This window comes from Calderihabitans maritimus, from assembly GCF_002207765.1.
GTDB lineage: Bacteria > Bacillota > KKC1 > Calderihabitantales > Calderihabitantaceae > Calderihabitans > Calderihabitans maritimus.
Genome location: NZ_BDGJ01000168.1, coordinates 194,125 through 202,439, shown reverse-complemented (window position 1 = coordinate 202,439; position 8,315 = coordinate 194,125). Strand labels below are relative to the sequence as shown.

The following is an 8,315-nucleotide window of genomic DNA, read 5'->3' as shown; positions in this document are numbered from 1 at the left end:
CTCCCCCGCCTCGAATATGTCTTTCTGCTTTGTTCATGTCCAAAATTTTCCTCACCTGGCGGGCCATTTCTTTGTTGATCAAGGGTAACCTTTCGGTAACATCTTTATGTACGGTACTCTTACTAACACTAAAAACAACCGCTGCCTGCCGGACGGTGGCCGACGTCTCTATAATATATTGGCTGATATCCAATACCCGTTTACGAATATGTTCTTGCATAAAAGGGCCTCCTTTAGGGTTTTTCGTTACCTATGTATATGAGGAGGCCTAACAAAAAAGAACATCTCATCTGTTTGATGGACAGCGAGACAGAAAAAAAGAACGCCCTTTCTAGAGCGTTCAAGAGCGCGCTATTTTTCTTTAAAGTAACGGGCAGGATCTCGGGGTTCGCCCTGGTACAAAAGCTCGAAATGCAGATGGGGCGGCAATACCGTTTCTGCCAGCCCGGGCTTGCCCACTTTTCCTATGACCTCTCCCCTCTTGACTTTTTGCCCTTTTTCGACCTGTACCTGACCCAGATGTAAATAACGAGTTTTCCACCCTGCCCCGTGATCCAGGGTTATTCGGTAAGCGTCCATTTTATTATATTCTACGCGGACCACCCGGCCATCCAGAACTGCTTTTACCGGAGCGTTCACTGCTGCCAGCCAGTCAATACCCGGGTGAAAGCGGAAATCCGCAAAGGTAGCAGAATAGGTGAAACCGAAGGGATTGGCTGCTTCTCCGGAGACGGGGATCTGCATTGTTCCCATTTCAGCCCCTTTTTCCGGGCGTTCGCCTTCTCTCTTCTTTTCCCCGTCGCTTTGTTTACCGGTCAGCTCATGCCCTTTATCCCCAGTCGATGCCGGCGAGCGCTCAATCAATTGGTAAGGAAAAGGAAGGCGGGGCACTATCTTACCGCCTGCGGGTGAAAGCTCTCTGCTCTGAGGCAGAGGTTTTTGGAAAAAGGATACGAAAAGAACGACTATAAGAGTTAAGGTAATATAATACCAGTTATGACGCAGATTATGACGCAGAAATTTCACAACACGGGCCAAGGTGTTTTTTACCATTTATCTCACCTCAGCCCTATTGTTCCCCAATATTTGCCAGAATATACTTCCTCAAACGCGTTATTTTTTATGGCATTTAGCACATTCGGGTCTCGAGGGGTCGGGAATTTTCTTCTCCTCCGGTCCGTGCACCACCCGGCTATGACAATCCATACAGTCAAAGTTGACGGTCAGGTGTAGCTGATGAGAAAACTTAGGATTATCAGGCTTTATTTTTTCAATTTCATGGCAACTGGTACAACGCTCGGAAGGCACTTCTGCCACTATATCCGCAGGGTCGACTCCTTTGAAGTGTTCCGCAACCTGCCGCAATGCGCCCATTTTGGTCTTAATCAGGCCGGTAAAACCGGGCTCGGCGTGGCATTCGAGACAATCTACCGTCAGGTGAGAAGAATTTGCCCATGATTCATACATCGGTTTCATTTCGTGACAACTGGAACAGAACTGAGGGCGGGATGTATATTCCAGGCTGGCAAAGCCGACAACTCCCAGACCCACCAGAGAAATTAAGATAATCAGCAGGAGCGTTTTCTGGCCTTTGTTCATAGGTGACCCTCCCCAATGGCTCTTTTTGGTTTAGCTTAAGGCACACGAAGTATAATTTTTCGACAAAAAACACTATTCTCCTGCCGTTTATTTATTATATTTTTCTAACTTCACCCCCGTATAGTAGTAGGTTAAAATATATTGATAATTTTTTCCTTCCCTGGCCAAGCCGTTGGCTCCGTACTGGCACATACCCACCCCATGCCCGTTGCCTGTAACGGTAAATATTATCTGGTCTCCCTCTACCTGCCAGCTAAAATTGGTCGAGTTGAGCCCTAATAGACGCCTCACCTCTGTCCCGGAAAAAAGTTTATTGCCTACCCGCAACAGCTTCACCCTTCCGCTGCTGGTGAATTTTTCCACCTTCATAACCGGTCTTCTCTGGTCTTTCCACGCAGCAGCCGGCAAGGCAGCCACATCGGTCCCCAGCCGCCGGTCCAGTTCATGCAGGGAATAAACCTGCTTCGTACGATACTTGGGAGCATCCTTGTCCCATTTGCAGACCACGCTGCGGAGATAAGGAATTTTAAATTTCCATACTTCCTCCGAGTTTTCGGTTCTGCCCCCGCTGGTGGAATGATAGACCGGATCGATTAGTCTCCCCTTGTAGGTTATGACTATCCCCTTGGTGGCCTCTACTGCCCGGGCAATTTTACGCCGATAGTAAAGATATCGCCACAGTCCCCATTTATCTTTCATTTCTTTATCCGACAACCAACCCTGACAGTGAATCGGATTGGTACAAAGGTCGGCATCCTTGTGCATGGACGAAGTCACCGCCCCTCGCCGGCGAAGTTCTATTTTTTTCAAAGCATAAGTTCTGGCTGCTACCGCCTGCGCTTTCAGCGCCTCTATTTCAAAACGGGCAGGCATTTCCGCCGCCACCACTCCGATCAGGTACTTCTCCAGGGGCATGGTAACTATTTTTCCGGAATCGTGTAATTTCACAGTGACCGGGATTTCTCCAGTCTTAACTTTTACGAATCCGAAGGGCTTGAAAATTTGCTCTATAAGCGGGTACAACCCTACTATCAGTAGAAGAATTACCAGGCATAGCCATGACCACTTCTTCACGGGCAGGCCTCCTTGCGGATTTATTTCCTTATCATACATATGAAAAAAACGCGGCTTTAATGCCACGTTTTTCCAATTAGTTGTCTCTCAGTCAAATTTTTAATTGTCCACTCGCTCAATGTCCGCTCCCAGCTTTCGGAGCTTTCCCACTATATCTTCATAACCCCGGTCTATATGATGAATACACCCTATTTCCGTTTCTCCCTGAGCCATCAAACCGGCAATAATCAAGGCCGCTCCTGCTCTTAAATCTGTTGCTTTAACCGGAGCTCCCATGAGTTGGTCAACACCTTTTACTACCGCGGCGTGTCCTTCGATGGTTATTTGAGCTCCCATCCTCTTGAGCTCATTGACGTGCATGAAGCGATTTTCAAAAACTGTTTCGGTTATGACGCTGGTCCCCCTAGCTGCCGTCAGCAGAGCCATGATCTGTGCCTGCATATCAGTAGGAAAACCCGGATACGGAAGCGTCTTAACGTCAACGGCCCGGAGTTCGCCGTTGCCCGATACTCGTACTCCACTCGGTTCTTCCTTGATCTCCGCTCCAATTTCCCTTAATTTGGCTACGACCGGTTTAAGATGATCCACAATGACATTTTCCACTAAAACTTCACCGCCCGTAGCTGCCGCCGCAACCATAAAAGTACCTGCTTCGATGCGGTCGGGAATTACCGTATGGAAGGTTCCCCGGAGCCTTTCCACGCCTTCCACTTTGATGATATTTGTTCCGGCACCGGTGATACGGCCACCCATACTGTTAATAAAATTGGCCAGATCCACAATTTCTGGTTCTTCCGCCGCATTTTCAATAACCGTGGTGCCCCGGGCCATAGCAGCGGCCATCATCAGATTTTCAGTTGCTCCCACCGACGGAAAATCCAGGTAAATTCGATTCCCTTTCAATTTCTGCGCCCTGGCCTCAATCACCCCGTGATTTATGGTAATATCAGCCCCCAGGGCCGCGAAACCTTTAAGATGGAGGTCTATAGGTCTGCTCCCTATAGCACAACCGCCGGGCATAGCTATTTTTGCCCGTCCTGTTCGGGCTAAAAGGGAGCCCATGACCAAAAAAGAAGCCCTCATTCTTCTTACACAGTGATAGGGCGGTTCATGAGAAGTCAATTCCCGACAGTTTATAATCAATTCCCGGTCCCGCAGGGATACTCCAGCACCTAAAGCTTTCAAAACCTCGCAGATGGTAGCAACATCTGCCAGATTAGGAGTTTCCGCAATCCGGCATTCCTCTTCCGTCAGCAGGCAGGCTGCAATAACGGGCAAAACTGCATTTTTGGCTCCGCTAATGGCAACTCGCCCCCGGAGTGTGGCACCACCTCGCACAATGATTTTCTCCAACCCTTCTTCCTCCCTGTTTCGTTTACTGCCTCTTTATTTCGTTACAATAAGCCCGTTTCCTGCAAAAATCCGACATTTTCCGCTGTTAATATTCTCCACCGAGCAGGGGAGATCCTATGTAGATGTAAGTTTTTTGGTCGATATTATGATACCGAAAGGCAATATTAAGGTTGACTTTTTTATCCCCGCTCAGGAGATAATCCTTTATTAAGGGGGTGTAGCCGGTTACGCTGATAAAATCACCGTCGACTACACCCTCCACCCATACCGCTCCTGCAGTACGAAATATGCGACGGATGATGGCCTGCTTTTCTTCAGTACTTAATTTTCCCGGAAAAGTCCCCGTTATAATGACGGAAAGATTCGGCTCGGAAGATCCAAATAACTGAAACGCTTTCCTTATCTTTTCCTTCATATCAAGCAAGCGGGAGACAGAATGAAGTTGCGTCCCGTTGATGATCAGGTATGTCTCATCCCTCGGATTAGCGGTTCCGGGAATTCCGGCCAGAGACTGCAAAGATACCTGCCACGAAATACCCTGTGATGGTGACCCCCCGGCACTTATACCCCGAAAGTCTCGTTCCACCGTTAATATAGGGACGGCTCCATCTAGGCCGATGACCCGGCAAATGTCCCGGAGCGCATCATTTAACTCCTGACTGGTTAGGTATTTGTTATTTATTTGTGCCCAGCCCTGCACGTTTAATTCATAAGTTTCGGCACCGGAGGTCAAAAACGCGTTGTTGACGACATCTTCTAGGTTTGCCTTTCCGGCAACGGTAATTCCGGGAGCCAGTCTTGAAGATATGACTATTCCGGTGAAAATGAAGATCAACAGCAGTCTTTTCATAAAAGTTGCCTCCTTAATCCGGTATAGCCATATTATTCCCTTCTCCGCCGCCGGTTAAAACTTTTTGGGGCCGGTTGATCCCAAACAAAAACCGCGGCCTTTGCCGCGGTGTACCCCTCCCAAAGAATATAACTTTTTTATTGAGCAGCCTTGATACGGGCCAGTGCCCGTTTCAGGGCCAGCTCGGCCCTAACCACATCCAGGTCGGGCGGCCTTTCCTTCAGACGCTTTTCCGCCCTCTCCTTGGCTCTCTGGGCTCTCTCCAGATCAATTTCATCGCCCTTCTCAGCCGTGTCGGCCAGAATAATGGCCCTGTTCTCGTATACTTCCATAAAACCGCCACTGATGGCCATCTTGGATTCCCGGCCTCCCTGCTTATACCGGACCACTCCTATCTCCAGTCCGGTAATCAAGGGAGCGTGGTTGGGCAGTACTCCCAGATAACCTTCTGCGGCCGGGACAATCAGGGAATCAACTTCTTCGCTGAACACTACCCTTTCCGGAGTTACAACCTCCATTTTTATGCTCTTTTCAACCATGTTTTCACGTCCTCATCAGGTTAATTCTTTACCTTTTTCTACCGCCTCGTCAATCGTACCCACCATATAGAATGCCTGCTCCGGTAGATCGTCATGCTTACCCTCAAGAATTTCTTTGAAACCTCGGATAGTTTCCTTCAAGGGAACGTAAACTCCCGGTGTTCCGGTAAATGCCTCAGCTACAAAGAACGGCTGGGAAAGGAAGCGCTGAATCTTCCGGGCCCTGGCCACAATCAACTTATCTTCTTCTGATAATTCGTCCATACCCAAAATGGCAATAATGTCCTGCAGCTCCTTGTAACGCTGGAGCACCTGCTGAACGCCCCGGGCTACACTATAATGTTCTTCGCCAACGACCCTGGGATCCAAAATTCGAGAAGTGGAATCCAGCGGGTCAACCGCCGGGTAGATCCCTAACTCCGCAATCTGCCGAGAAAGAACGGTAGTAGCATCCAGGTGCGCAAAGGTAGTAGCCGGAGCCGGGTCCGTCAAGTCGTCGGCCGGAACGTAGATGGCCTGAACGGAAGTGATGGACCCTTTCTTGGTGGAAGTAATCCGTTCCTGCAACTGACCCATTTCTGTTGCCAGAGTAGGCTGGTAACCCACAGCGGAAGGCATTCTTCCCAACAATGCCGAAACCTCTGATCCCGCCTGGGTAAACCGGAATATATTGTCAATGAATAACAGAACGTCCTGGCCTTCGGAATCCCGGAAATATTCCGCCAGAGTTAACCCCGTAAGACCAACCCGCAGCCTGGCTCCTGGAGGTTCGTTCATCTGCCCGAACACCAGGGAAGTCTTATCGATAACTCCAGATTCCTTCATTTCTAACCAGAGGTCGTTACCCTCACGGGTACGCTCACCAACCCCGGCAAACACGGAGAAACCACCGTGTTCGTAGGCAATGTTTCGAATAAGCTCCATAATGAGAACCGTCTTGCCGACCCCGGCACCGCCAAAGAGACCGACCTTACCTCCCTTGGCATAGGGCGCCAGCAGGTCGATAACTTTGATCCCCGTCTCCAAGATCTCTGTAGAAGGTTCCTGCTCCTCGAAAGCGGGAGCTGGTCGGTGGATCGGCAATCTTTCCTCCGTTTCTACCGGGCCCAGGTTATCAATCGGTTCTCCCACTACGTTAAACATCCGCCCCAAAGTTTTCCGTCCTACCGGGACGCTAATAGGAGCGCCGGTATCTACAGCCTTCATTCCACGGCGCAGCCCGTCCGTGGAAGAAAGGGCAACGCATCGGACAACGTTGTTGCCCAGGTGCTGCATGGCTTCCATCGTAATGTTGAAACTTCTGCCTTCCAGGTCCATATCCTGGATATCATCGGTAATCTTAACGGCGTTATAAATGTCAGGCAACTGGCCGGTGTCAAATCTCACGTCAACCACGGGACCAATTACCTGCACAATTCTTCCGATATTCATGAAACTCTACTCCTCCTTTCCAGCAACTTTTGAATTCTATCCTTTAAGCGCTTCCGCACCACCGACAATTTCGGAAATTTCTTTGGTAATTGCCGCCTGACGCGCCCGGTTGAAGCTGAGAGTAAGCCGGTCGATCATCTCAGCGGCATTATCGCTGGCCGAGCGCATCGCTGTCATACGGGCACCGTGCTCGCTGGCCTTGGCCTCCAAAAGAGCCTGATATACTTGGGTTTCCACAAACCGCGGTAACAGGTTTTCCAGGATGCCCTGGGGAGATGGTTCGTAGATGTATTCTACTTCTTTCTTCTCCTCCTGCTTCTCCGGAGAAGGTGAAAGGGGCAGTAAAGGTACGATTTTTGGAACCTGCCGCATCGTGGAAACAAACTCCGTATAAACCAAGTACAATTTGTCAAAAACTTTTTCTTCAAATAGCTCCATCATTTCATGGGCTAAAGCTTTGGCCTGCGTAAAAGTAGGGTCATCCCCTATAGCAATGTACTCCTTTACAATTTCTCGACCACGGCGCCGGAAATAATCCCGTCCCTTGCGGCCCACGGCAACAATCCTTATCTCTTCCTCCACTCCGGCAAGAGTGCGTTCCGTAAGGCGAATAATGTTGGCGTTATAACCTCCGCAAAGGCCCCGGTCAGCCGTTATAACTATATAACCCAGTTTATTGGTCTCTCTTACCTCCATCAGCGGGTGCTGTACCCTTTCCGCATCGACCATCAAGCGGTTCAGAACTTCCTGTAGCTTTTGCGAGTAAGGCCGGGCTGCAATTACTTTCTCCTGGGATTTGCGCAGTTTGGCCGCCGCTACCATTTCCATGGCCTTAGTTATCTGCTGGGTATTTTTGATACTGCGAATCCTGCGTTTGATATCGCGCATACCGGGCATTTATCTCACCACCTGTCAACTTGCAAAAGTTTTCTTGAATTCCTCAATAGCCTTATTCAACCGGTCTACCAGCTCATCGCTCAATTCTTTCTTCTCCCGGATTTCTTTCAGGATCTCGGGTTTTGAGTTGCGCAAGAAATTCAAGAACTGCTCTTCAAAACGACGTACCTGACTTACTTCGATGTCATCCAGGTAACCGTTAACCGCAGTGTAAATTACTACTACCTGTTCTTCTACCGGCATGGGTTCGTACTGGTCCTGCTTTAGGATTTCTACTATACGCTCACCTCGAGCCAGGCGGGCCTGAGTAGCTTTGTCCAAATCGGAACCAAACTGGGCGAACGCAGCTAATTCCCGGTACTGGGCCAGGTCCAGACGCAGGCGACCTGCTACCTGCTTCATAGCTTTAATCTGAGCAGCACCACCGACCCGAGATACGGAAAGACCTACGTTAACCGCAGGACGTATACCGGCATAGAACAGGTCCGACTTCAGATAAATCTGTCCGTCCGTAATGGAAATAACGTTCGTGGGAATATAAGCTGAAACGTCACCGGCCTGAGTCTCAATAA

Annotated in this window: 9 protein-coding genes and 1 pseudogene; all 10 read right to left on the bottom strand. The window is 49.4% G+C overall.

Annotated features, from left to right (window positions below):
* Positions 1-220, bottom strand: a 220-nt coding sequence (gene spoIIID, locus KKC1_RS16390; protein WP_088554906.1) for a sporulation transcriptional regulator SpoIIID, incomplete at its 3' end; no start/stop codon positions are given.
* A gap of 131 nt (positions 221-351) precedes the next feature.
* Entirely contained in the window at positions 352-1,053 is a 702-nt protein-coding gene (locus KKC1_RS13295; RefSeq protein WP_088554905.1) for a M23 family metallopeptidase, read from the bottom strand.
* Positions 1,054-1,113: 60 nt separating this feature from the next.
* Positions 1,114-1,599 (bottom strand): cytochrome c3 family protein, encoded by a 486-nt coding sequence (locus tag KKC1_RS13290; RefSeq protein ID WP_088554904.1) that lies wholly within the window; start codon positions 1,597-1,599, stop codon positions 1,114-1,116.
* Positions 1,600-1,686: 87 nt separating this feature from the next.
* Complete coding sequence (gene spoIID, locus KKC1_RS13285) at positions 1,687-2,673, bottom strand: stage II sporulation protein D (RefSeq protein ID WP_192868243.1); 987 nt, start codon at positions 2,671-2,673, stop codon at positions 1,687-1,689.
* Positions 2,674-2,772: 99 nt separating this feature from the next.
* Positions 2,773-4,026, bottom strand: a complete 1,254-nt coding sequence (murA, locus tag KKC1_RS13280) for a UDP-N-acetylglucosamine 1-carboxyvinyltransferase (protein ID WP_088554902.1) — start codon at positions 4,024-4,026, stop codon at positions 2,773-2,775.
* A gap of 85 nt (positions 4,027-4,111) precedes the next feature.
* On the bottom strand, positions 4,112-4,876 hold the full coding sequence (locus KKC1_RS13275) for a YwmB family TATA-box binding protein (protein WP_088554901.1): 765 nt from the start codon (positions 4,874-4,876) through the stop codon (positions 4,112-4,114).
* A gap of 137 nt (positions 4,877-5,013) precedes the next feature.
* Entirely contained in the window at positions 5,014-5,415 is a 402-nt protein-coding gene (locus tag KKC1_RS13270) for a F0F1 ATP synthase subunit epsilon (RefSeq protein ID WP_088554900.1), read from the bottom strand.
* 15 nt (positions 5,416-5,430) lie between these two features.
* A complete protein-coding gene (gene atpD / locus KKC1_RS13265) occupies positions 5,431-6,846 on the bottom strand; it encodes a F0F1 ATP synthase subunit beta (protein WP_088554899.1) in 1,416 nt (471 codons plus the stop codon).
* Between the two features lie 36 nt (positions 6,847-6,882).
* The gene (atpG, locus tag KKC1_RS13260; protein WP_088554898.1) at positions 6,883-7,743 is read right to left on the bottom strand and encodes an ATP synthase F1 subunit gamma; all 861 of its coding nucleotides are present in this window, start codon (positions 7,741-7,743) and stop codon (positions 6,883-6,885) included.
* Positions 7,744-7,758: 15 nt separating this feature from the next.
* Positions 7,759-8,315, bottom strand: a pseudogene (locus tag KKC1_RS13255) (F0F1 ATP synthase subunit alpha); the annotation flags it as partial.

Excerpts from the sequence above, each read along its gene's own strand:
- atpD (WP_088554899.1), bottom strand. The coding sequence starts at position 6,846 with ATGAATATCGGAAGAATTGTGCAGGTAATTGGTCCCGTGGTTGACGTG.
- KKC1_RS13270 (WP_088554900.1), bottom strand. The coding sequence starts at position 5,415 with ATGGTTGAAAAGAGCATAAAAATGGAGGTTGTAACTCCGGAAAGGGTA.
- KKC1_RS13290 (WP_088554904.1), bottom strand. The coding sequence starts at position 1,599 with ATGAACAAAGGCCAGAAAACGCTCCTGCTGATTATCTTAATTTCTCTG.
- atpG (WP_088554898.1), bottom strand. The coding sequence starts at position 7,743 with ATGCCCGGTATGCGCGATATCAAACGCAGGATTCGCAGTATCAAAAAT.
- KKC1_RS13275 (WP_088554901.1), bottom strand. The coding sequence starts at position 4,876 with ATGAAAAGACTGCTGTTGATCTTCATTTTCACCGGAATAGTCATATCT.
- KKC1_RS13295 (WP_088554905.1), bottom strand. The coding sequence starts at position 1,053 with ATGGTAAAAAACACCTTGGCCCGTGTTGTGAAATTTCTGCGTCATAAT.